This window comes from Streptomyces sp. NPDC001714 (genome assembly GCF_042892755.1).
Lineage (GTDB): Bacteria > Actinomycetota > Actinomycetes > Streptomycetales > Streptomycetaceae > Streptomyces.
The window spans coordinates 239,366-259,465 of the sequence record NZ_JBIAUL010000001.1 but is presented as its reverse complement, the minus strand read 5'-3'; the positions used below and the strand labels follow the sequence as shown (position 1 = coordinate 259,465).

General features: G+C 70.3%; 24 protein-coding genes and 4 tRNA genes. 9 read left to right on the top strand and 19 right to left on the bottom strand.

Going from position 1 to position 20,100, the window contains the following annotated elements:
- Positions 1 to 85: 85 nt before the first annotated feature.
- From rplA to ACFY0P_RS01275, 5 genes are all read right to left on the bottom strand, one after another.
- The gene (gene rplA, locus ACFY0P_RS01295; RefSeq protein WP_351487233.1) at positions 86 to 811 is read right to left on the bottom strand and encodes a 50S ribosomal protein L1; all 726 of its coding nucleotides are present in this window, start codon (positions 809 to 811) and stop codon (positions 86 to 88) included.
- 81 nt (positions 812 to 892) lie between these two features.
- Entirely contained in the window at positions 893 to 1,327 is a 435-nt protein-coding gene (rplK, locus tag ACFY0P_RS01290) for a 50S ribosomal protein L11 (protein ID WP_388905990.1), read from the bottom strand.
- Between the two features lie 237 nt (positions 1,328 to 1,564).
- Entirely contained in the window at positions 1,565 to 2,425 is an 861-nt protein-coding gene (gene nusG, locus ACFY0P_RS01285) for a transcription termination/antitermination protein NusG (RefSeq protein ID WP_388905988.1), read from the bottom strand.
- A gap of 80 nt (positions 2,426 to 2,505) precedes the next feature.
- Positions 2,506 to 2,790 (bottom strand): preprotein translocase subunit SecE, encoded by a 285-nt coding sequence (gene secE / locus ACFY0P_RS01280; RefSeq protein ID WP_093499675.1) that lies wholly within the window; start codon positions 2,788 to 2,790, stop codon positions 2,506 to 2,508.
- Between the two features lie 109 nt (positions 2,791 to 2,899).
- Positions 2,900 to 2,972: transfer RNA gene (locus ACFY0P_RS01275), tRNA-Trp, on the bottom strand.
- Positions 2,973 to 3,233: 261 nt separating this feature from the next.
- On the opposite strand from ACFY0P_RS01275, the gene ACFY0P_RS01270 reads away from it, so the two are divergent.
- A complete protein-coding gene (locus ACFY0P_RS01270; protein WP_388905986.1) occupies positions 3,234 to 4,460 on the top strand; it encodes a pyridoxal phosphate-dependent aminotransferase in 1,227 nt (408 codons plus the stop codon).
- Between the two features lie 173 nt (positions 4,461 to 4,633).
- Positions 4,634 to 5,674, top strand: coding sequence for an adenosine deaminase (locus ACFY0P_RS01265; protein ID WP_388905984.1), 1,041 nt, complete (start codon positions 4,634 to 4,636; stop codon positions 5,672 to 5,674).
- 6 nt (positions 5,675 to 5,680) lie between these two features.
- Here ACFY0P_RS01265 and ACFY0P_RS01260 read toward each other — a convergent pair whose 3' ends face one another.
- Positions 5,681 to 6,298 carry a helix-turn-helix domain-containing protein gene (locus ACFY0P_RS01260; RefSeq protein ID WP_388905982.1) on the bottom strand — a complete coding sequence of 206 codons (618 nt, stop codon included), beginning with the start codon at positions 6,296 to 6,298 and terminating at the stop codon, positions 5,681 to 5,683.
- A gap of 151 nt (positions 6,299 to 6,449) precedes the next feature.
- Here ACFY0P_RS01260 and ACFY0P_RS01255 point away from each other — a divergent pair, with 151 nt between their 5' ends.
- On the top strand, positions 6,450 to 7,079 hold the full coding sequence (locus tag ACFY0P_RS01255) for an NAD(P)-dependent oxidoreductase (protein WP_388905980.1): 630 nt from the start codon (positions 6,450 to 6,452) through the stop codon (positions 7,077 to 7,079).
- Positions 7,080 to 7,114: 35 nt separating this feature from the next.
- Here ACFY0P_RS01255 and ACFY0P_RS01250 read toward each other — a convergent pair whose 3' ends face one another.
- The 8 genes from ACFY0P_RS01250 to ACFY0P_RS01215 form a co-directional block, all read right to left on the bottom strand.
- Positions 7,115 to 8,170, bottom strand: coding sequence for a UDP-N-acetylmuramate dehydrogenase (locus ACFY0P_RS01250; protein WP_388905977.1), 1,056 nt, complete (start codon positions 8,168 to 8,170; stop codon positions 7,115 to 7,117).
- A gap of 111 nt (positions 8,171 to 8,281) precedes the next feature.
- A complete protein-coding gene (locus ACFY0P_RS01245) occupies positions 8,282 to 9,718 on the bottom strand; it encodes a DHA2 family efflux MFS transporter permease subunit (protein ID WP_388905975.1) in 1,437 nt (478 codons plus the stop codon).
- A 95-nt stretch (positions 9,719 to 9,813) separates the two neighbouring features.
- A complete protein-coding gene (locus ACFY0P_RS01240; protein WP_388905972.1) occupies positions 9,814 to 10,395 on the bottom strand; it encodes a TetR/AcrR family transcriptional regulator in 582 nt (193 codons plus the stop codon).
- Positions 10,396 to 10,526: 131 nt separating this feature from the next.
- Positions 10,527 to 10,955, bottom strand: coding sequence for a MaoC family dehydratase (locus ACFY0P_RS01235; RefSeq protein WP_388905970.1), 429 nt, complete (start codon positions 10,953 to 10,955; stop codon positions 10,527 to 10,529).
- Positions 10,956 to 10,962: 7 nt separating this feature from the next.
- Positions 10,963 to 11,424 carry a MaoC family dehydratase N-terminal domain-containing protein gene (locus tag ACFY0P_RS01230; protein WP_388905968.1) on the bottom strand — a complete coding sequence of 154 codons (462 nt, stop codon included), beginning with the start codon at positions 11,422 to 11,424 and terminating at the stop codon, positions 10,963 to 10,965.
- A 117-nt stretch (positions 11,425 to 11,541) separates the two neighbouring features.
- Entirely contained in the window at positions 11,542 to 11,706 is a 165-nt protein-coding gene (rpmG, locus tag ACFY0P_RS01225) for a 50S ribosomal protein L33 (RefSeq protein WP_003948671.1), read from the bottom strand.
- 90 nt (positions 11,707 to 11,796) lie between these two features.
- A tRNA-Met gene (locus ACFY0P_RS01220) sits at positions 11,797 to 11,869 on the bottom strand.
- A 46-nt stretch (positions 11,870 to 11,915) separates the two neighbouring features.
- Positions 11,916 to 11,988 (bottom strand) — tRNA-Thr (locus ACFY0P_RS01215).
- Between the two features lie 266 nt (positions 11,989 to 12,254).
- Between ACFY0P_RS01215 and ACFY0P_RS01210 the strand changes: the two genes are divergently transcribed.
- Together ACFY0P_RS01210 and ACFY0P_RS01205 are read left to right on the top strand one after the other, a co-directional pair.
- On the top strand, positions 12,255 to 13,523 hold the full coding sequence (locus ACFY0P_RS01210) for a hydrolase (protein WP_388905966.1): 1,269 nt from the start codon (positions 12,255 to 12,257) through the stop codon (positions 13,521 to 13,523).
- Positions 13,524 to 13,700: 177 nt separating this feature from the next.
- Positions 13,701 to 14,357, top strand: coding sequence for an SDR family oxidoreductase (locus tag ACFY0P_RS01205; protein ID WP_388905964.1), 657 nt, complete (start codon positions 13,701 to 13,703; stop codon positions 14,355 to 14,357).
- A 4-nt stretch (positions 14,358 to 14,361) separates the two neighbouring features.
- On the opposite strand, the gene ACFY0P_RS01200 is transcribed toward ACFY0P_RS01205, so the two are convergent.
- A complete protein-coding gene (locus ACFY0P_RS01200) occupies positions 14,362 to 14,574 on the bottom strand; it encodes a hypothetical protein (protein WP_388905962.1) in 213 nt (70 codons plus the stop codon).
- A gap of 191 nt (positions 14,575 to 14,765) precedes the next feature.
- Positions 14,766 to 14,847: transfer RNA gene (locus ACFY0P_RS01195), tRNA-Tyr, on the bottom strand.
- A gap of 227 nt (positions 14,848 to 15,074) precedes the next feature.
- Here ACFY0P_RS01195 and ACFY0P_RS01190 point away from each other — a divergent pair.
- Positions 15,075 to 15,563 (top strand): YajQ family cyclic di-GMP-binding protein, encoded by a 489-nt coding sequence (locus ACFY0P_RS01190; protein ID WP_234534004.1) that lies wholly within the window; start codon positions 15,075 to 15,077, stop codon positions 15,561 to 15,563.
- 79 nt (positions 15,564 to 15,642) lie between these two features.
- Here ACFY0P_RS01190 and ACFY0P_RS01185 read toward each other — a convergent pair whose 3' ends face one another.
- The gene (locus ACFY0P_RS01185; RefSeq protein ID WP_388905959.1) at positions 15,643 to 15,909 is read right to left on the bottom strand and encodes a GlsB/YeaQ/YmgE family stress response membrane protein; all 267 of its coding nucleotides are present in this window, start codon (positions 15,907 to 15,909) and stop codon (positions 15,643 to 15,645) included.
- 155 nt (positions 15,910 to 16,064) lie between these two features.
- On the opposite strand from ACFY0P_RS01185, the gene ACFY0P_RS01180 reads away from it, so the two are divergent.
- Entirely contained in the window at positions 16,065 to 17,366 is a 1,302-nt protein-coding gene (locus ACFY0P_RS01180; RefSeq protein WP_388905956.1) for an APC family permease, read from the top strand.
- 79 nt (positions 17,367 to 17,445) lie between these two features.
- Here ACFY0P_RS01180 and ACFY0P_RS01175 read toward each other — a convergent pair whose 3' ends face one another.
- Positions 17,446 to 18,012, bottom strand: coding sequence for an SMI1/KNR4 family protein (locus tag ACFY0P_RS01175; RefSeq protein WP_388905953.1), 567 nt, complete (start codon positions 18,010 to 18,012; stop codon positions 17,446 to 17,448).
- A 297-nt stretch (positions 18,013 to 18,309) separates the two neighbouring features.
- On the opposite strand from ACFY0P_RS01175, the gene ACFY0P_RS01170 reads away from it, so the two are divergent.
- Together ACFY0P_RS01170 and ACFY0P_RS01165 are read left to right on the top strand one after the other, a co-directional pair.
- Positions 18,310 to 18,711, top strand: a complete 402-nt coding sequence (locus ACFY0P_RS01170; RefSeq protein ID WP_388905951.1) for a YccF domain-containing protein — start codon at positions 18,310 to 18,312, stop codon at positions 18,709 to 18,711.
- Between the two features lie 128 nt (positions 18,712 to 18,839).
- Positions 18,840 to 19,181 carry a hypothetical protein gene (locus ACFY0P_RS01165; protein WP_388905949.1) on the top strand — a complete coding sequence of 114 codons (342 nt, stop codon included), beginning with the start codon at positions 18,840 to 18,842 and terminating at the stop codon, positions 19,179 to 19,181.
- Between the two features lie 19 nt (positions 19,182 to 19,200).
- Here ACFY0P_RS01165 and htpX read toward each other — a convergent pair whose 3' ends face one another.
- Complete coding sequence (gene htpX / locus ACFY0P_RS01160) at positions 19,201 to 20,064, bottom strand: zinc metalloprotease HtpX (RefSeq protein WP_388905947.1); 864 nt, start codon at positions 20,062 to 20,064, stop codon at positions 19,201 to 19,203.
- Between the last annotated feature and the right edge of the window lie 36 nt (positions 20,065 to 20,100).

The window sequence follows — 20,100 nt, the reverse complement described above, 5'->3', positions numbered from 1 at the left end:
GGACGGGCCCCGCAACCGAAAGGGTTGCGGGGCCCGTCCTGGTGGTGTCGCGTCCCTGACGCGGCTACCGGACCGAGCGCGGGGCTCAGACGGCGGCCGGGTCCTCCTCGGTGAGGAGGTTGCGGGTGCGGTTCGGGTCGACCGGGATGCCGGGGCCCATGGTGGTGCTGACCGCGGCCTTCTTGATGTAGCGGCCCTTGGCGGCGGACGGCTTCAGACGGAGGATCTCCTCCAGCGCCGCGCCGTAGTTCTCCACCAGCTTGTCGTCGTCGAAGGACGTCTTGCCGATGATGAAGTGCAGGTTCGAGTGCTTGTCGACGCGGAACTCGATCTTGCCGCCCTTGATCTCGGTCACAGCCTTGGCGGTGTCCGGGGTCACGGTGCCGGTCTTCGGGTTCGGCATCAGACCACGCGGGCCGAGGACACGGCCGAGGCGGCCGACCTTGCCCATGAGGTCCGGGGTGGCGACGACGGCGTCGAAGTCCAGACGGCCCTTCGACACCTCGTCGATCAGTTCGTCGGCGCCGACGATGTCGGCGCCCGCGGCGCGTGCGGCCTCGGCACGGTCACCGGTCGCGAAGACCAGGACCCGGGCGGTCTTACCGGTGCCGTGCGGGAGGTTCACGGTGCCACGGACCATCTGGTCGGCCTTGCGCGGGTCGACACCCAGGCGGAAGGCGACCTCGACGGTGCCGTCGAACTTGGTCGTGGAGGTCTCCTTGGCGAGACGGACGGCCTCGAGCGGGGCGTACAGCTTCTCCCGGTCGATCTTCTCGTCCGCAGCGCGGAGAGCCTTGCTGCGCTTGCTCACAACTTGCTCCTGTGTGTTCTGAAGGAGTCGTGGTGTACGGGCCGAGCAGGCCCTACCACGGTGGTTCTACGAAGGTGGGGTTCAGCCCTCGACCGTGACGCCCATGGAACGTGCGGTACCGGCGATGATCTTCGCGGCGGCGTCCAGGTCGTTGGCGTTCAGGTCGGGAAGCTTGGTCTGGGCGATCTCCCGGACCTGCTCCTGGGTGATCTTGGCGACCTTGGTCTTGTGGGGCTCGCCGGAGCCCTTCTCGACACCGGCGGCCTTGAGGATCATCTTCGCGGCCGGCGGGGTCTTGGTGACGAAGGTGAAGGAGCGGTCCTCGTAGACCGTGATCTCCACCGGGATGACCCAACCGCGCTGCGACTCGGTCGCGGCGTTGTAGGCCTTGCAGAACTCCATGATGTTGACGCCGTGCTGGCCGAGCGCGGGGCCGACCGGCGGGGCCGGGTTCGCCGCACCGGCGTTGATCTGGAGCTTGATGAGCCCCGTGACCTTCTTCTTCTTGGGAGGCATAGCTCTCCGGGTCCTTTCATCCGGGTCCTGCCTGCGCCAGGTTTCTCTCCTGGATGCAGGCATACCGCACAACGATAACGGGTATGGATGCGCGGCCAAAAACGAACAGGTCAGGGGGTCCGCTGTGGGGCCAACCCTGACCTGTCTTACTTAGGGGCGCGGGGCCGCATCTGACATGCGGCTCCGCCGCGCGGGCGCGAACAACCCCCACCGGCCCGCAGCCGACGAACGACCGACTCAGTTCTTCTGAATCTGGTCGAACGAAAGCTCCACCGGCGTCTCACGCCCGAAGATCTCCACCAGACCCTTGACCTTCTTGGAGTCCGGGTTGATCTCGTTGATCGTCGCCTGCAGCGTGGCGAACGGACCGTCGGTCACCGTCACCGAGTCGCCCACCTCGAAGTCCAGCACCTGGACCTCGACCTTGCGCTGCGGCACCGGCTTGCCCTCGGCCTCCGCCGCCTCGCGTGCCGCCTTCTCCTCGGCCTCCGGCGCGAGCATCTTGACGATCTCGTCCAGGGTCAGCGGGTACGGGTCGTACGCGTTGCCGACGAAGCCCGTGACGCCGGGGGTGTTGCGGACGACACCCCACGACTCGTTGGTCAGGTCCATGCGGACCAGCACGTAACCGGGCAGCTTGTTCTGCTTGATGGTCTTGCGGTCGCCGTTCTTGATCTGGACGACCTCTTCCTGCGGCACCTCGGCCTGGAAGATGTAGTCCTCGACGTTCAGCGAGACGGCGCGCTGCTCCAGGTTGGTCTTCACGCGGTTCTCGTAGCCGGCGTACGTGTGGATGACGTACCACTCGCCGGGGAGCAGACGGAGCTCCTCGCGCAGCGCCTGGACGGGGTCGACCGGCTCGGCGGGCTCTTCCTCGAGGACCTCTTCGACCTCATCGGTCTCGTCGGCTTCCTCGTCCTCCGCCGCGCCCTCGCCCTCGACGTGGACCGCGGTCTCCTCGGCCGGCTCCCCCAGTTCGGCCTCGGCAGCCTCGAACTCGTCCTGCTCGTCCGCGCCCTCGACGATGTCCAGCTCGTCTTCGACGGCCTCTTCGGGCTCGACGGCCTCGACGGCGTCGTTCAGGTTCGGGTCAGACACGATGGCTGCTTCTTCCTGGATACATAGGGGTGGAACATGCGAAAACGGGCGCCGGTACCACGGCGCCCTTCGCTCTGTGCTCAGCCGAAGACGTACTTGGCCGCGTGGTTGAGTCCATAGTCAATCACGGTCACCAGAGCGATCATGATGGCGACGAAGAAGATCACCACGGTGGTGTACGACGTCAGCTGGTTTCGAGTCGGCCAGACGACCTTGCGGAGCTCCGCGATGATCTGGCGGTAGAAAGTGGCAAGACGCTTCAGCGGGCCCTTCTTGGCACGCTTGCCGCCCTTGCGGCCCTTCTTCTTGGACTCCTGCACCTCATCGGCATCAGGCGTGTCGATGGAGCCCACGGCGTCCGTCATTCGTCCTCACCTGGTCCCGGGTCATGGCCGTGCCGCGCCCGGTTTCTGGAGCCGCACGGCGGTGCAATGCTTGTACGTACATGCGCACACATCCTGGCGGTGTGTGTAGCAGGGCCGGAGGGACTTGAACCCCCAACCGCCGGTTTTGGAGACCGGTGCTCTACCAATTGAGCTACGACCCTTTGCTGTGTCCCCAACGTACCGCATCCGACCGGGTGCTCGGTGTGCACCGGCTCAGGCACGGCCGCTGAAGGCCAACGAGTGGAGAGTGTACGTGGTCCGCGGCGCCGCGTCGAACAGAAAGCGGCAGTCCGGGCCGACCGTAGAGAAGATCGTCCTGGCCCGGGGGCGGATCCGCACGCTTGTTCATGGTTCGGCCCGTAGTTGTTCAGTCCGTGAAACCGGCGTGCCGGGCAGGTTTCCGGTCTGAAACGATGGGCCCCATGAGCGCTGCAACCCCTCCCACCGAGCGCCGGGTCTCCGCCCGAGTCGGCGCGATCTCCGAGTCCGCCACCCTCGCCGTGGACGCCAAGGCCAAGGCCCTCAAGGCCGCCGGGCGCCCGGTGATCGGCTTCGGCGCCGGTGAGCCCGACTTCCCGACGCCGGACTACATCGTCGAGGCCGCCATCGAGGCCTGCAAGAACCCGAAGTACCACCGCTACACCCCGGCCGGCGGTCTGCCCGAGCTGAAGGCCGCGATCGCCGCGAAGACGCTGCGCGACTCCGGCTACGAGGTCGACGCCTCCCAGGTCCTGGTCACCAACGGCGGCAAGCAGGCCATCTACGAGGCCTTCGCCGCGATCCTCGACCCGGGCGACGAGGTGATCGTCCCCGCTCCGTACTGGACGACGTACCCGGAGTCGATCCGTCTGGCCGGCGGTGTCCCGGTCGAGGTCGTCGCGGACGAGACCACCGGCTACCGCGTCTCCGTGGAGCAGCTGGAGGCGGCCCGCACCGAGAAGACGAAGGTCGTGCTCTTCGTCTCCCCGTCCAACCCGACCGGCGCCGTCTACAGCGAGGCCGAGACCGAGGCGATCGGCCGCTGGGCCGTCGAGCACGGTCTGTGGGTCCTCACGGACGAGATCTACGAGCACCTGGTCTACGGCGACGCGAAGTTCACCTCGCTGCCGGCGATCCTGCCCGAGCTGCGCGACAAGTGCATCGTCGTCAACGGCGTGGCGAAGACGTACGCCATGACCGGCTGGCGGGTCGGCTGGGTCATCGGCCCCAAGGACGTCGTCAAGGCGGCCACGAACCTCCAGTCGCACGCCACCTCCAACGTCTCCAACGTGGCGCAGGTCGCCGCCCTCGCCGCCGTCACCGGCGACCTGGAGGCCGTCGCGAAGATGCGCGAGGCCTTCGACCGGCGCCGCCAGACGATCGTGCGGATGCTCAACGAGATCGACGGCGTGGTCTGCCCCGAGCCCGAGGGCGCGTTCTACGCCTACCCGTCGGTCAAGGCCCTGCTCGGCAAGGAGATCCGCGGGAAGCGCCCGCAGGACTCGGTCGAGCTGGCCGCGCTGATCCTCGAGGAGGCCGAGGTCGCGGTCGTCCCCGGCGAGGCCTTCGGCACGCCCGGCTACCTGCGCCTGTCGTACGCGCTGGGTGACGAGGACCTCGTCGAGGGCGTGAGCCGGATGCAGAAGCTGCTGGCCGAGGCGAAGGACTGACGCCTGGCGCCTCTTCGCGCTGCACGCGCGCGTACGGGCCGTCTCCCTCCGGGGAGGCGGCCCATTCTCATGGCGTTCTCGTGGGAGTTCTGATGGGCGTTCTCGTGTGCGAGCAAGGCCACTAACGGGGAATCCGCTACCGGTACGGCAGCCGCGTACGGCAGGATCCTGGGATGGAGCACGTACGTGATGTCTCTGAGCTGCCGAAAGCTCATCTGCATCTGCACTTCACCGGTTCGATGCGGCCGGGAACCGTCCTGGAACTGGCCGACAAGTACGGCGTACGCCTCCCCGAGGCACTGACCGACGCCCTGACCAGCGGCGAACCACCGAGGCTGCGGGCCACCGACGAACGGGGCTGGTTCCGCTTCCAGCGCCTGTACGACGCTGCGCGCTCCTGCCTGAGAGAGCCCGAGGACATCCGGCGCCTGGTCCGGGAGGCCGCCGAGGAGGACCTGAAGGACGGTTCGCGCTGGCTGGAGATCCAGGTGGACCCGACGTCGTACGCCCCGCGCCTCGGCGGTCTGATCCCGGCCCTGGAGATCATCCTGGACGCGGTGGAGACGACCTCCCGGGAGACCGGCCTCGGCATGCGCGTCCTGGTGGCCGCGAACCGTATGAAGCACCCCCTGGACGCGCGCACGCTGGCCCGCCTCGCCGTCCGGTACGCGGACCGGGGTGTGGTCGGCTTCGGGCTGTCGAACGACGAGCGGCGCGGCATGGCGCGGGACTTCGACCGGGCGTTCCACATCGCGCGCGAGGGCGGCCTGCTGGCGGCCCCGCACGGCGGCGAGCTGACCGGCCCGGCGTCGGTCCGGGACTGCCTGGACGACCTGCACGCCTCCCGGATCGGGCACGGCGTCCGGGCGGCGGAGGACCCGAGGCTGCTCAAGCGCCTGGCGGACCGGGAGATCACCTGCGAGGTGTGCCCGGCCTCCAACGTGGCCCTGGGTGTCTACGAGAAGCCCGAGGACGTCCCTCTGCGCACCCTCTTCGAGGCGGGCGTCCCGATGGCCCTGGGCGCCGACGACCCGCTGCTGTTCGGCTCCCGGCTCGCCGCGCAGTACGACATCGCGCGCGTGCACCACGCCTTCACGGACGCCGAGCTGGCGGAACTGGCCCGCCAGTCGGTACGGGGGTCGGCGGCTCCGGAGGACGTGAAGGCCGGGCTCCTGGCGGACATCGACGCCTGGCTGGTCGCCCCGGTGTCCTGACTCCCGTCACGGGCGGGCGGGCTCCTCGGCGCCGGAGAGCCCGCCGAGCAGGGTGCGGGCGATGCGGGCGGCGAACGTGTCCACCGGCGGGCGCTCGCCGGTCGCCGTCGCCTCGTAGGAGAAGACGCGCTGCACACAGGCGCCGAGGAGCAGGGCGGCGGCCGCGGACGTGTCGGCGTCGGGCCGGATCCGGCCGTGCGCCTTCTCGGCGCTCAGATAGCCGTCCAGGGCCACCATCGGCACATGCGGTCCCGCGCCGATGGTGCGCAGCGTGTCGTCGAGCTTCCGCTTGAGCTGCTGCTCGGCGTACAGGGACGCGGTGATCGGGAAGCTCTCCTCGTAGAAGAGGGCGGCCTGACGGGCGATCTGCGTGAGGTTGTCCTGCAGGCTGCCCCGGCCGGGTTCGACGGTGAGCTCGCCCAGCAGCGGGAGGAGCCGCGGGAGCCGCTCGGTGAGGACGTGCACGAACAGCTCTTCCTTGCTGGGGAAGTACTTGTAGAGGGCTGCCTCGGAGCAGCCGGCCGCCCTGGCGATCTCCTTGGTGGTGGCGCGGGCGAGGCCGACGGTGCGCATCAGCTCGTGAGCGGCGTCGAGGATGCGGACGCGGGCCGGTTTCTGCTCCATGGCATCCAAGGATCACATGCCCCTTCCAGCGGCTTCGACGGACTTCCCCTAAGGGCCTTGACTGGTGAGTGAATACTTACCCACTCTAGAGGGGCGCAGGGGTGAGTGAACACTCACCCACCACCATTGCTGTGCTGGAACGGGAGCAGTCATGAATCTCACTGTGTTCGGCGCGACCGGCGGGATCGGCCGGGAGATCGTCCGTCAGGCGCTGGCGTCCGGCCACCGGGTCACAGCGGTCGTCCGCGCCCCCGCCCGGCTGACCGTGACCGGCTCGGGCCTGGAGGTGGTCCGCGCGGACCTCACCGACCCGGAGGTGATCCGCCCGGCGCTGACCGGACGGAACGCGGTCCTGTCCGGCCTGGGCCCGCGCGGCCGGAGAGACGCCGGCGTCGCCGCCCGGCTGACCCGTACGGTCCTGGCCGCCATGGACGCGGAGGCCGTACGACGGCTGCTGGTGGTCAGCGCCGCGCCGGTGGGTCCGGAACCGGACGACGGCCTCCTGGACCGCACCATGCGCGGTCTGGTCTCCACCGTCCTCAAGCCGGTCTACGACGACCTGCGCGAGATGGAGGCCGAGCTGGCCCGCAGCGGCACCGACTGGACCTCGGTACGCCCGCCGCGTCTGCAGGACAAGCCGTTGACCGGTACCTACCGCACGGTGGTGGGCGGCTTCCCGCGCAAGGGACGCTTCATCGCGCGGGCGGACGTGGCCCACGCGATGCTGGCGATGATCGAGGACGCGGGGACGGTGAAGCAGGGGGTGGGGGTGGCGTACTGAGCCACCGGCGAGCCTGCGGCCTCGCGCCTGTCTCTCTAGAGGCTGACGCCGACGGTCACCGGCTCGTTGACCAGGGTCACGCCGAAGGCCTCCCGGACCCCGGCGACGACCTCACGCGCCAGCTCCAGCAGATCCTCGGTCGTGGCCCCGCCGCGGTTGGTCAGCGCCAGTGTGTGCTTCGTGGAGATCCGGGCCGCGCCGCTGCCGTACCCCTTGGTGAACCCGGCCTTGTCGATCAGCCAGGCTGCCGAGGTCTTGGTACGTCCGTCCCCGGCGGGGTAGGCGGGCGGCTCGGTGGCGTCGCCCAACCGTTCCCGCACGCGCGCGTGGAAGGCGGCGAACTGCTCCTCGGTGAGGATCGGGTTGGTGAAGAAGGACCCCGCCGACCAGGTGTCGTGGTCCTCGGGATCCAGCACCATCCCCTTCCCGGCACGCAGCTTGAGCACGGTCTCGCGGGCGTCGGCGAGCGGCACCCGGTCACCCGGCTCCACCCCGAGCGCCCGCGCGGCCTCCGCGTACCGCACCGGCGCCGAAAGACCGCCCGCGTCCTCGAGCCCGAACCGGACGCGCAGGACGACGTACCGCTCGGGGTCGGCCTTGAACCGGCTGTGCCGGTACGAGAACGCGCACTCCTCGTTGGCCAGCGTCACCGTCTCGCCGGTCCGCCGGTCGTACGCGACGACCTCGGTGACGGTGGCGGAGACCTCCTGCCCGTACGCCCCCACGTTCTGGATGGGCGTGGCCCCCGCGGACCCCGGGATCCCGGCGAGGCACTCGATGCCCGCGAGGCCCGCCTCGACGGTGCGGGCGACCGCGTCGGTCCACACCTCGCCGGCCGCCAGCTCCAGCGTCGTGCCGCGCAGTTCGAAACCGGTGGTGGCGATCCGCAGGGCGGTGCCGTCGAAGCCCTTGTCGCCGATGACCAGGTTCGATCCGCCGCCGATGACCAGCAGCGGCGTCCCGCTGCCGTCGGCCGCGCGGACGGCAGCGATCACCTCGGCGTCGGTGGTCGCGGTGACCAGCCGGGTGGCGGGACCGCCGAGCCGGAAGGTGGTGAGGGGGGCGAGGGGGGCGTCGTGGAGTTCCTGCACGCGCCCAAGACTACGAGACGCCACCGGCCCGGCCGCCACGTGCGGCACGCACGCGTGGGGCCCCGTCCACACCGGAACGGGGCCCCACGCGTGCGTTGCCGTCAGCTGTCGTCAGCCGCCCACGGTCTCCAGCGCCGGGGCCGGCTCCCCCTCGGTCACGAGCCGCGCGGCGCGCCGCCGGCCGGGGATGGCCAGGGCGGCGAACCCGGCGAGGGCCACCACGGCCGCACCGGTGACCAGGGCGGGCTTCAGCCCGTCCACGAAGCTCTGGGCGCTCTCGTAGCCGCCCTGGGCGGAGAAGATCGACGACATGACCGCGACACCGAGCGCGCCGCCGACCTCGCGCAGCGCGTTGTTGGCGCCGGAGGCGATGCCCTGTTCCTGCGGACGTACGGCCGACATCACCAGGTTGGCGGCCGGGGCGAAGTACAGGGCCATGCCGATGCCGCTGACGATCAGGCCGGGCAGCTGGGCGCCGTAGGAGGCGTCGGCGGTGACGACGGAGGCCAGGTAGCCGAGCCCGGCGGCCTGCAGGAACAGCCCGGCCGCGACGACCGGGCGGCCGCCTATGCGGTCGGAGAGGATCCCGGCGATCGGCGCGACGATCATCGGCATGCCGGTCCAGGGCAGCATCCTGAGGCCCGCCTCGGTGGGCGAGTAGCCGAGCACGCCCTGCATGTACTGGCTGAGCAGAAAGATCGACCCGAACATCCCGAGGAACATCAGCAGGCTGGCCGCGTTGATCCCGGAGAACGCGCGGGAGCGGAAGAGCCGCATCGGCAGCATGGGGTTCTTGGCGCGGCTGCCGTGGATGACGAAGCCGACGAGCAGGGCGGCTCCCGCGAACAGCCCGGTGAGCACGAGCGGGCTGGTCCAGCCGTCGGCGGGGCCGCGCACCAGGCCGTAGACGATCCCGAAGAGGCCGCCGCTGGCGAGCAGGGTGCCGGGGACGTCGAGCGGGGCGCCGGTGCCGTGGGACTCGGCGAGGCGGAGGCGGGCGAGCGGCAGCAGGGCGAGGCCGAGCGGTACGTTCAGCCAGAAGATCCAATGCCAGGACACGTGTTCGGTGAGGCTGCCGCCGATGAGCGGCCCGGAGGCGACCGCGAGCCCGTTGACGGCGCCCCAGATGCCGTACGCCATCCCGCGCCTGGCCTCGGGCACGGCGGCCGTCAGCAGGGTGAGGGTGAGCGGCATCATGATGGCCGCGCCGACGCCCTGCACCGCGCGGGCGGCGATCAGGGAGTCGATGCCGGGCGCCATGGCCGCGGCGGCGGAGGCGCCGGTGAAGACGGTGAGCCCGGCGAGGAAGAGCCGGCGCCGGCCGAAACGGTCACCCAGGGCGGCGCCGAACATCAGCAGGACGGCGAAGGTGAGCGTGTAGGCGCTCACGGTCCATTCGAGGTCGTCAAGGGCTCCGCCGAGGTCCTTGCGGATGGAGGGCAGGGCGGTGGTGACGACGAGGTTGTCGAGGGCCGCCATGAACCCGGCGACGCTGGTGATGACGAGCGCCCATCCGGCGCCCCCACGACGTGCGGTTTCTTCTGACATCGCTCCCCCAGAAGCGTGGTCTGCACTGATTAGTTATTGATCACTAATTTTCTGGCGCAGGAAAAGCCCCGGGCCGGGGACGGCGAAGCGCCCCCTCATTCGTCGCCGCACTTCTCCAGCCGCCCCGTGGCCCTGGCGTCCGGGAACATCCCCTGCCAGACCCGGTGTTCGGGCGGAAACCCCATGGCCGCGTAGGTGTTGATGAGCATCCCCTTGGCCAGGAACGCCGTGGTGGCCTCGACATCGACCCCCGAGAACAGATGGACGGCGTCCCAGAGCCGCGTCCAGCCCGCCCGCACCAGCTCGCCGAACTCGTGCTCGCCCTCCGCCTCCGCGGCCGCGACGGTGATGTACGTCTGCATCTGCATCTGGAGCCGCTCCGGCCGCTCCTGGATCAGCCGCACGTACGCCTCACCCATGGCGCGCAGGGCCTCCTCGCCCTTGAGCCCCTCGGCCGCCTCCTCGAAGGCCTGCCGCATGTCGTCGATGCAGCGCTGCGAAGCCGCGGCGAAGATCGCCTTCTTGCCCGGGAAGAGCCGGAAGAGATACGGCTGCGAGACACCGACCCGCTTGGCGATCGCCTCGGTGGAGGTGCCGTAGTAGCCCCTCTGCGCGAACTCGGCGATCGCCGCGCGGATGACGCTCTCGCGCCTCTCCTCAGCACTCATCCTGACCATGAGACGAAGTTAGTGCTCAATTACTAACTAAGTCAAGCCCCGCCCGCGGAGTGCTTCCACGACGTGTCCTCCCACGACGCGTAAGGGGCGCCCGCACTGCGGAGCGCCCCTTACCCGATCGTGACCGGGACTCAGCCCAGCCGAACGACCGCCCGTGACATGCCCAGCACCTTCTGCCCGGCGCTCATCGCCGTCAGGTCGACGCGCACGGTGTTGTCGTCGAGCTTGGCCGCGACCTTGCCACTGACCTCGATCAGGGCGCCCTGGTCGTCGTTCGGGACGACGACGGGCTTGGTGAAGCGGACGCCGTAGTCGACGACCGCGCCCGGGTCGCCGGTCCAGTCGGTGACCACACGGATCGCCTCGGCCATGGTGAACATGCCGTGGGCGATGACGTCCGGCAGTCCGACCTCCTTGGCGAACTTCTCGTTCCAGTGGATCGGGTTGAAGTCCCCGGAGGCGCCCGCGTACCGCACCAGCGTGGCGCGGGTCACGGGGAAGGTCTGCGCCGGCAGTTCGGTGCCGACCTCGACGTCCTCGTACGCGATCTTCGACGTCATCGGATCCTCACGCCCCGCCTTCTTCGTCGGCCGCGCGGGCCACCAGCTTGGTCAGGGCGCTCACCACGAGCTCGCCCGCCTCGTCGTGGACGTCACCGCGGATGTCGATCACGTCGTTGCCCGCGAGGGACTTGACGGCCTCGATGGTCGAGGTCACGGTCAGCCGGTCGCCGGCACGCACCGGACGCCGGTAGGCGAACTTCTGGTCCCCGTGCACCACCCGGCTGTAGTCCAGGCCGAGCTGCGGGTCCTCGACGACCTGGCCGGCCGCACGGAAGGTGATCGAGAAAACAAAAGTCGGCGGGGCGATCACATCGGAATAGCCGAGCGCCTTGGCGGCCTCCGGGTCCGTGTACACGGGATTGGTGTCACCCACCGCCTCGGCGAACTCACGGATCTTCTCCCGGCCCACCTCGTAGGGCTCGGTGGGTGGGTAGGTCCGTCCCACGAAGGACTGGTCGAGCGCCATTGGCCCGGCACCTCCTGATGTCTGCTGTGCTGTCCCACAAACTAGCGGGAAGGCATCGGCCGAAACGCCGTGAGGCCGCCCCCGAGTCGGGGACGGCCTCACGGACGAGCCTGTTTGTTATCGCGTTTCGCGGTGCGCGGTGTGCGCGTTGCAACGCGGGCAGTGCTTCTTCATCTCAAGACGGTCCGGGTTGTTACGCCGGTTCTTCTTGGTGATGTAGTTCCGCTCCTTGCACTCCACGCAGGCCAGCGTGATCTTCGGGCGGACGTCGGTGGCAGCCACGTGAGTGCTCCTAAGACGAACGGATGGACTGATTCAACGCAAGAAAGAGTAGCCGATCGAAGGACCGACCCCGCAATCGGCTACTGTCAGTAGCGGTGACCGGACTTGAACCGGTGACACAGCGATTATGAGCCGCTTGCTCTACCGACTGAGCTACACCGCTTTGATGAGATCGGCCCCCGCCTCGCGACGGGAACCTCTCACACCAGAGCCCCAATACGGAATCGAACCGTAGACCTTCTCCTTACCATGGAGACGCTCTGCCGACTGAGCTATTGGGGCGAGCGATGAAGACATTACACGCTCGGCCGCCGTTCGCCCAAATCCGTTTCCCGCCGCCCTTCCCGGTCCCTTCCGCACGGCTCACGACGGCCCCCCGGGCCCCTTCCGGCACTCCCCACGCGCGCGTGCCGGACCGTTCCCCGCAGGTCCGACGGCTCCGGTACGACTATTGCGCTCCTCCCCGCCCCACGCGGCTCGCCACCCTAGGCTCGACTCACTCTGCGTGATCTTGAGTCCAATGCCTGGACCGACCTTCATGGAGCGCGATGCCCGACAGCCAGCCGCAGCCGCCCTCGTCGTCGTCCAACCCGCAGGGTTCCTCGGGCCAGCCCGACCCCGCCGCGCTTCTGCTCTGCGGGGCACGGCTCACCGACGGCCGGGCCGTGGACGTACGGCTGGGCTGCGGACGCATCGAGGCGGTCGGTACGGCCGGCAGCCTGGCACCGGGCCCGGCCCGCACGGCTGGCACGCGCGTGGACCTGACCGGCTACCTCCTCCTCCCGGCCCCGGCCGAACCGCACGCCCACGGCGACACCGCACTCTCCGCCGAGCACGACGGCCCCGTCTCGTACGAACCCGAGGACGTCCAGCGCCGCGCCACCGAGGCGGCCCTGCTGCAGCTCGGGCACGGCGCGACGGCGGTACGCGCGCACGTGCGCGTGGGGGACGTCCAGGGGCTCGGCGCCCTTGCCGCCGTCCTCCAGGTGCGCCGTTCGCTGCGCGGGCTCGCGGAGCTCACGGCGGTCGCGATGCCGCGCGTGCTGACCGGGATCGCCGGCGCCGACGGACTCGCGATACTGCGGGACGCCGCGAAGATGGGCGCTTCCGTGGTGGGCGGCTGCCCGGACCTGGACCCCGACCCCACGGGCTACGTGGAGGCGGTCCTGGAGGTGGCCTCCGAGCACGGCTGTCCGGTCGACCTGCACACGGACGCCCTCGACCCGGCCAGGCTGGCAAGGCTCGCGGCGATGGCGGGCGGCATGCGCCCCGGCGTGACCCTCGGACCGTGCGCCGGGCTCGCGCGCCTGCCCGCCGAGGTGGCGGCGCGGGTCGCGGACCAGCTCGCCGCGGCCGGCATCACGGTGGTGTGCCTGCCCCAGGGCGGCTGCGGCTCCGTGGACCGCCGCGGCACGGCTCCGGTACGGCTGCTGCGCGCGGCCGGGGTGCGGATCGCCGCCGGCAGCGGTGCCCTGCGCGACCTGTCGAACCCTGTCGGCCGCGGCGACCCCCTGGAGGCGGCCTACCTCTTGGCCTCCCGGCACGGCCTGCGCCCCGAGGACGCCTACGACGCCGTCAGCGCCGCCGCCCGCGCCGCCCTCGGCCTTCCCGAGGTCCGCGTCGAGGCCGGCTTCCCCGCCGAACTCCTCGCGGTACGCGGTGACCACCTGGCCGGCGCGCTCTCCCTCGCCTACAGCCGGATCGTGGTGCACCGGGGGCGCGTGGTGGCACGCACGAGCGCGGTCCGTGAGTACTGCAACTCGGCGGTGGCAGCGGAACTGGGGTTGCCGCGGCAGGGGCGGGGAGAGTTGTCCTGAGGGGCGCGGGAGCACGGGCCCCGACGCACAGGCCGGGGCGCGGGAGCGCGCGGCAGGGAGCGGGGGATCGCCGCAGCGCGCTCGAACCGGACCGGCGCGCCCGGCGGAACCACCCGGGCGTGTGGGGCGCATGAAGTCGTGCAGCGGATGCGGGGCTTCGGGCGTACGGTCTGAAACATGCGCATTGTCATCGCTGGTGGTCATGGTCAGATCGCGTTGCGGCTGGAGCGGCTGCTCTCCGCGCGCGGGGACGAGGTCGCGGGGATCATCCGGAGGGCCGAGCAGGCCGACGACCTGCGGACGGCCGGCGCCGAACCGGTGCTGCTGGACCTGGAGTCGGCGTCGCTCGAGGAGGTCGCCGCGCATCTGCAGGGGGCGGACGCGGCGGTGTTCGCGGCGGGCGCGGGCCCGGGCAGCGGTACGGCCCGCAAGGAGACGGTGGACAAGGGCGCGGCGGTGTTGTTCGCGGACGCGGCCGTGCGCGCGGGCGTACGCCGTTTCGTGGTCGTCTCTTCGATGGGCGCGGATCCGGCGCACCGGGGCGAGGGTGTCTTCGACGTGTATCTGCGGGCCAAGGGCGAGGCCGACGCGTATGTGACCCGGCAGAGCGCCCTGGACTGGACGATCCTGCGCCCCGGTTCGCTGACGGACGCTCCGGGCACCGGTCTGGTGCGGCTCGAGGCGCACACGGGCCGCGGTGCGGTCACGCGCGACGACGTCGCCGCCGTACTGGCGGAGTTGGTGGACACCTCGGCGACGGCCGGCCTGACCCTGGAGCTGATCGGCGGGTCGACGCCGGTCTCGGTGGCCGTGAAGTCGGTGGCCGGTAACTGAGTTCTCAGAACAGCGGCAGCTGACCGGGGAACTCCGGCACGACGTAACCGTCCAACGAGGGCGGTACGGCCCCGAGCCGGGCCTGCTGACGCGACCCGGAGCAGGAGACGAGTTCCCCGGCCCCACGGGCCCCGGGCGGGTCGTGCCGCGCGAAACGGCCCGCGACGACGGCGATTTCACGGCGGCACACCGGGCAGGATCTGCGTCGGGAGGACATGTGTTCAGTGTGCCCCGACGCGGCACACCCCCGACGGACCACTGCCCGGCCGCCGCACCGACGAAGCACCTACATGATCTTCATCACGCCCCCGCGTCCACACGGCTCGGTCCACGCCGAGGCGTACGCACGGGTATGACGAAGGGCCCGTGACCTGCTTGATCGCAGGTCACGGGCCCTTCGTTCCCGTGTGGCGGCGCCAGGATTCGAACCTGGGAAGGCTGAGCCGGCAGATTTACAGTCTGCTCCCTTTGGCCGCTCGGGCACACCGCCGGGGTTTCGCCACCAGGTCGATCCGCTTTTCGGCGGTGCTCCCTGGCAACGACGTAAACAATACCCGATCCACCGGGGTGCTCCGCCACCCGATTGATCGCCGCTCGCGGGACGCGGGATGGCTAGGCTGGTGCGGATGCGGACCGGTCCCCACCCCGGGCTGGACGGCCGCCGCCGCGCGCCGGAACGCATCCCGTTACGCCCCCCGATACAAGGAGCCACAGGACATGGCCGACTCCAGTTTCGACATCGTCTCGAAGGTCGAGCGGCAGGAGGTCGACAACGCCCTCAACCAGGCCGCCAAGGAGGTCTCGCAGCGCTACGACTTCAAGGGCGTGGGCGCCTCGATCGCCTGGTCCGGCGAGAAGATCCTGATGCAGGCGAATTCCGAGGAGCGGGTCAAGGCGATCCTCGACGTCTTCCAGTCGAAGCTGATCAAGCGTGGCATCTCGCTGAAGGCGCTGGACGCGGGTGAGCCGCAGCTCTCCGGCAAGGAGTACAAGATCTTCGCGTCGATCGAGGAGGGCATCTCCCAGGAGAACGCGAAGAAGGTCGCGAAGATCATCCGCGACGAGGGCCCCAAGGGTGTGAAGGCCCAGGTCCAGGGCGACGAACTGCGTGTCAGCTCCAAGAGCCGCGACGACCTCCAGGCCGTGATCGCGCTCCTGAAGGGCCAGGACTTCGACTTCGCGCTCCAGTTCGTGAACTACCGGTAGGCAGCGCCTTCGAAGCACGAGAAGGGCGGGCACCGCGCCGTGCCCGCCCTTCTCGTGCGTCGGCTCCGGCCGAGGGCGCTCAGTCGCGCGAGTTGCCGAACAGGACGCGGTAGGCGATCAGCAGGACCAGCGCGCCGCCGATCGCCGCCACCCAGGTCGCGCCGTCGTAGAAGTTCTTGGTGATCGGGTGGTCCAGCCAGCGGGCCGATATCCAGCCGCCGAGGAACGCACCCACGATGCCGATGAGGGTCGTGCCGATGAAGCCGCCCGGGTCGCGTCCCGGCAGCAGGAACTTGGCGATGGCGCCGGCCAACAGTCCCAGGATGATCCAGCTGATGATGCCCATGACCTGAACCTGCCCTTCCGCGCTGTGTTCGCACTGTTCCGGCCCTGTGATTTCGATCCGGGCCGGCTGTGCCGGAACAGGTCGCGCCGGACGGGCCGTCCGGACCGTCCGAGCCGTCCGCATGTGTCCGTCGCGCGTGTGTTCGTTCCCTGTCGATGACGAGGACGCCTGGGCGATACCGCACGGTTGCAGTGATCAGTAGGGTGCGGCGGGTGGCTTCCTCCCCTTCCGTTCTGCGGCGCACGCTGGGCGTGCGAGACGCGGTGATCGTCGGCCTCGGTTCGATGGTCGGTGCCGGCGTGTTCTCCGCCCTGGGCCCCGCGGCCCGTACGGCCGGGTCGGGGCTGCTTCCCGGGCTGGCCGTCGCCGCCCTGGTCGCCTACTGCAACGCCATGTCCTCGGCGCGCCTGGCCGCCCGGTACCCGCAGTCGGGCGGCACCTACGTGTACGGGCGGGAGCGGCTCGGCGCCTTCTGGGGGTACCTCGCGGGCTGGGCGTTCGTCGTCGGCAAGACGGCGTCCTGCGCGGCGATGGCGCTCACCGTGGGTGCTTACGTCTGGCCGGGGCAGGCGCACGCGGTGGCGGTCGCCGCCGTGGTGGCGCTGACCGCTGTGAACTACGGCGGCATCCAGAAGTCGGCCTGGCTGACGCGGGTGATCGTGGCCGTGGTGCTGGCGGTCCTCGCTTCCGTGGTGGTCGTGTGCCTGACGTCCGGGGCGGCGGACGCGGGGCGGCTGGACATCGGGCTGTCGTCGGGCGTGGGCGGGGTGCTTCAGGCGGCCGGCCTGCTGTTCTTCGCGTTCGCCGGGTACGCGCGGATCGCGACCCTGGGCGAGGAGGTACGGGACCCGGCGCGCACCATTCCGCGTGCGATCCCGCTGGCCCTGGGGATCACGCTGGTGGTGTACGCGTGCGTTGCGGTGGCCGCGCTCTCGGTGCTGGGCACGGACGGGCTCGGGCGGGCGGCCGCGCCGCTGGCCGACGCGGTGCGGGCGGCCGGGGTCCCTGGGCTGGTGCCCGTGGTGCGGGTGGGGGCCGCGGTGGCCGCGCTCGGCTCGCTGCTGGCCCTGATCCTGGGGGTGTCGCGGACGACGCTGGCCATGGCCCGCGACGGCCATCTGCCTCCGGCGCTGGCCGCCGTGCACCCGCGTTTCCAGGTCCCGCACCGCGCGGAGCTGGCCGTGGGCGCGGTGGTCGCCGTGGTGGCGGCGACCGCGGACGTCCGGGGTGCCATCGGCTTCTCCTCCTTCGGTGTCCTGGCGTACTACGCCGTGGCCAACGCCTCGGCGTGGACACTGGATCCGGCGCCGCGGGCGCGGGTGGTTCCGGTGGCCGGACTGCTCGGGTGCGTGATCCTCGCGTTCGCGCTGCCGGTGGCCTCGGTGATCGCGGGGGTGGCCGTACTGGCGGTGGGTGCGGCGGCATACGCCGTACGACGGTGGGTGGCCGCCCGATAGACGCGCCGGCCGCAACGACGACGGCGCCCGCGAGCTACCGCTTGGGACGGCGGCTGTCGCGCTCGGGAACCCCCGTCTCTCAGCAGGCCTGCTCCGGGGCCGTGCGTGTCCGGAAGTCGGCCCAGGGTGCCAGATCGGTGCCCTCGTCGGTCTCCTCGTACCAGCCCGAGCCCTCCAGCCAGACGTGCAGCCAGTCGGTGAGACTGGGCGCGTCCACGAACCAGGCGCCGTCGGCGTCGTCGGCGTTGGGCTCGTAGAGCAGGACCGTGGCCTGCGGGGTCCGGCAGTCCACGCACGCGTACATGCCGCAGCCCCAGTGGGATATCGGCAGGACGCCCTCGGGCCAGGGCCAGTCCGGGTTCTTGCGGCCGTACTCGCGGTTGGTGAGGTACTGGGTGACGGCGGCCGGTTCTCCCGAGGGCGCGGAATCGAGCAGGGGCAGCAGGCCGTACGACGGGCCGAAACCGCCGTCGCCCACCTGCTCGTAGAGCGCGGCGAGGAGGGGTGGGAGCGGGAAGCCCAGGGTCCGACCGGCGCGGTCGAGCGTGGCGGCGTCGACCGGCGCGGGGAGCGAAGGCCAGCCCCACGGACGGGAGTTGCGGGCCTGTACGGTCACCCGTGTCAGCAACTGCTCGAACTCGGTCATGGCTTCATGATGCAGGCCGCCACTGACAATCGCGCCGGCCTGTGGACAGCCTCCCACCGGCGCTCCGACCTGTGGACAACTCGTGAGCCGGAGGCGCCGGGTTGGGGCAGGGAGACCTGGATCGGCCTGAAGTCCGCGATGCCGAACGGAAGGCGAAAGGCAGCCGTGCCGAAGAAGATCGTCTCAGGACGTTCCCAATCACGCCACAAGGGCGCTGCGCTTCCGCCCGGGCGCCTGACCGGCTGATACTTGTGGCAGCAGGCATGCCGACGGAGTGACCTGGAGAGGGTACCGACCATGAAGGTGTTCAACCTGCTGCTCAACATCCTGTGGCTCGTCTTCTGCGGCTTCTGGATGGCGCTCGGCTACCTGATCGCAGCACTGATCTGCTTCGTCTTGATCATCACCATCCCGTTCGGCATCGCGTCCCTGCGTATCGCCGGCTACGTCCTGTGGCCGTTCGGACGGACCACGGTGGAACGGCCGGACGCCGGTGCCGGGTCCTTCATCGGCAACGTGATCTGGGTGATCTTCGCAGGATGGTGGCTGGCTCTGGCCCACCTGATCACGAGCATCCCGCTGTTCCTGTCGATCATCGGGATCCCGTTCGGGTGGGCCAACCTGAAGCTCATCCCGATCTCCCTCATGCCTTTGGGACGCGAAGTCGTACCGACGGACCAGGGTTTCGGCGGCCGCTGAGGGCCACCGGGACGGAGCACCCGATCGTAGGAAGGGACCTGTGGCGGCCAGGTCCCGCATAGGGTGCTCGGGTGTTCAATCGGCTTGAGGTCAGTACGTTGCCACCGGGACCCCGTTGGGCTGCCCGGTTGCAGTTCCGGATCGACGGCGAGGAAGTGGTGGCGGAGGCGGTCGGAGAGGGCGGCCGCGGCCCGTTCGTGGCGGATGCGCTGCCCACCGACGGTCACGGTGCCCTCTGGGCGACTGGCGAGGGGCGACGTGTCGTGCTCGGCGAACCCGACTGCACGGGCGGATGCTGTGGCTACCTGTCGGTGTTCGTGCAGCGTCACGGCGGGGTTGTGGAGTGGTCCGACTGGCAGGTTCCCACGGACAAGGTGCGGCCCCCGGCGTTTTGTTTTGCCGCCGATCAGTACGACGCCGAACTCACCCGGGCACTCACCGACCGGGCGGGGGCAGGTCTGCAGGAGTGACTGACGTTCAAGACGGTCTTCACTGCGGGCGGCCCGCCATCTTCTCCAGGCGGGCGATCCGTTCCGCCATCGGCGGGTGCGTCGAGAACATCTTCGACAGCCCCTGACCCGGACGGAAGGGGTTCGCGATCATCATGTGGCTCGCGGTCTCGATCCGGGGCTCGGGGGGCAGCGGGAGCTGTTTGGTGCCGACGTCCAGCTTGCGCAGGGCGCTGGCGAGGGCGAGCGGGTCACCGGTGAGCTGGGCTCCGGAGGCGTCCGCCTCGTACTCCCGGGAGCGGCTGATGGCGAGCTGGATGAGGCTGGCGGCGAGCGGCCCCAGGATCATGATCAGCAGCAGGCCGAGGAAGCCGGGGCCGTCGTCGTCGTCCGAACGGCCGACCGGGATGAGCCAGGCGAAGTTGACAAGGAACATGATCACCGAGGCGAGGGCGCCGGCGACCGAAGAGATGAGGATGTCCCGGTTGTAGACGTGACTGAGTTCATGGCCGATGACGCCGCGCAGTTCCCGCTCGTCCAGGATGCGCAGGATGCCCTCCGTGCAGCACACGGCGGCGTTGCGCGGATTGCGGCCCGTGGCGAAGGCGTTCGGTGCCTCCGTCGGGGAGATGTACAGGCGGGGCATGGGCTGCCGGGCCTGGGTGGAGAGCTCGCGGACCATCCGGTACAGGGCCGGGGCCTCGAACTCGCTCACGGGGCGCGCGCGCATCGCGCGTAGCGCCAGTTTGTCGCTGTTCCAGTACGCGTACGCGTTCGTGCCGAGGGCGACGAGGACCGCGACGATCAGACCCGTTCGGCCGAAGAAGCTGCCGATGACGATGATGAGTGCCGACAGTCCCCCGAGGAGAACTGCGGTCCTGAGCCCGTTGTGCCGGCGGTGCACGGTACGCCCTCCAAGTCATGCGGCAGGGGAACCCTT